Source organism: Polaromonas sp. P3_C2, assembly GCF_056402675.1.
This window is the reverse complement of sequence record NZ_JBFUGX010000828.1, coordinates 1-1,601: the sequence shown is the minus strand read 5'-3', so window position 1 is coordinate 1,601 and position 1,601 is coordinate 1. Positions and strand designations below refer to the sequence as shown.

Annotated in this window: 3 protein-coding genes; all 3 read left to right on the top strand. The window is 63.2% G+C overall.

The window, feature by feature from the left end; translation table 11 throughout:
* Window positions 1–646 (top strand): molybdate ABC transporter substrate-binding protein (gene modA / locus AC1DWI_RS22455; protein ID WP_477725821.1); only part of this gene is annotated, 646 nt, incomplete at its 5' end.
* A gap of 37 nt (window positions 647–683) precedes the next feature.
* Entirely contained in the window at window positions 684–1,376 is a 693-nt protein-coding gene (gene modB / locus AC1DWI_RS22450) for a molybdate ABC transporter permease subunit (RefSeq protein ID WP_477671000.1), read from the top strand.
* Window positions 1,373–1,601: ATP-binding cassette domain-containing protein (locus tag AC1DWI_RS22445; protein ID WP_477725820.1), on the top strand; the 229-nt coding region annotated here is incomplete at its 3' end. The genes modB and AC1DWI_RS22445, both read left to right, overlap by 4 nt.

The window sequence follows — 1,601 nt, the reverse complement described above, 5'->3', positions numbered from 1 at the left end:
CATGAAACTGATCGCCGCGGACTTTGAAAAAGATACGGGCCACAAAGCGGTGCTGACCTTTGGCGCCACCGGCAAGTTTTATGCGCAGATCACCCATGGCGCGCCGTTTGAGGTCTTCCTCGCGGCCGACGACGAGACTCCCGCAAAGCTGGAGAAGGAGGGCGCGGCCGTGAACGGTAGCCGCTTTACCTATGCCACGGGCAAGCTGGTGCTTTGGTCGGCCCAGCCTGGCGTGGTTGATGCGCAGGGCGAGGTCCTGAAAAAGGGCGACTTCAAAAAGATCGCCATCGCTGCGCCCAAGCTCGCGCCCTACGGTGCTGCCGCCGTCGAGACCATGAATAAGCTGGGCCTGCAAGCCGCCCTGGAGCCCAAACTGGTGCAAGGCGAAAGCATCGGCCAGGCCTTCAGCTTTGTCTCGACCGGCAATGCGGAGCTGGGTTTTATCGCGCTCTCGCAGGTCTACGAAGGCGGCAAGATCAGGTCGGGCTCGGCGTGGATTGTTCCCGGTAGCTTGCACAGCCCGATTCGCCAGGATGCGGTGCTGCTGGCCAAGGCCAAAGACAGCAAGGCCGCGGTGCAGCTGATGGCTTTTTTGAAAACAGAGAAGGCCAGGGCGGTGATCCRCTCCTTCGGCTACGAGCCCTGAACGCGGCACAGAAGCGGCATAGAGGCGACACTGAATCATGCTCGACGATGCAAGCCTTCAGGCACTGGTGCTGACCTTTCGGCTGGCGGCCACCACCACCGTGGTGTTGCTGCTGGCCGGCACGCCGCTGGCGTGGTGGCTGGCGCGTACGCGTTCATGGCTCAAAGGGCCGGTGGGTGCGCTGGTGGCCTTGCCGCTGGTTTTGCCTCCAGTGGTGCTGGGTTTTTATCTGCTGGTACTGATGGGGCCGAACGGCCCGGTGGGCCAGCTCACGCAGTCGCTGGGTTGGGGCGTGCTGCCGTTTACCTTTGCCGGGCTCGTGGTGGGATCGGTGCTGTATTCCATGCCTTTCGTGGTGCAGCCGCTGCAAAACGCCTTTGAGGCAATTGGCGAACGGCCGCTGGAAGCCGCTGCCACCTTGCGAGCCTCGCCGCTGGATACCTTTTTCAGCGTGGTGCTGCCGCTGGCCCGGCCCGCCTACCTGACCGCCACCGTCATGGGCTTTGCGCACACAGTGGGCGAGTTCGGCATTGTGCTCATGATGGGGGGCAACATTCCCGGCAAGACACGCGTGATGTCTGTGCAGATCTACGACCATGTGGAAGCGCTCGAATACAGCCAGGCGCACTGGCTGGCCGGCGGCCTGCTGGCGTTTTCCTTTCTGGTGCTGCTGGCGCTCTATACCTTCAATGCCTTGCAGCCGGGCCGGCGCAAAGGGCAGGGCGCATGAGGCCGGCCAGCGTTCTCGGAGGCGGCATCTCCGCCTCGTTTCATCGTGTCTTCACCGATTTCTCGCTCGACGTGTCGCTGGACTTGCCTGGGCGCGGCGTCACGGCCGTCTTTGGTCCTTCGGGGTCGGGCAAAACCAGCCTGCTGCGCAGCATTGCCGGTCTGGAGCGTGCAGCAACCGGCCATCTCTCGGTCAATGGCGAGGTCTGGCAAGACGACAAGGCCG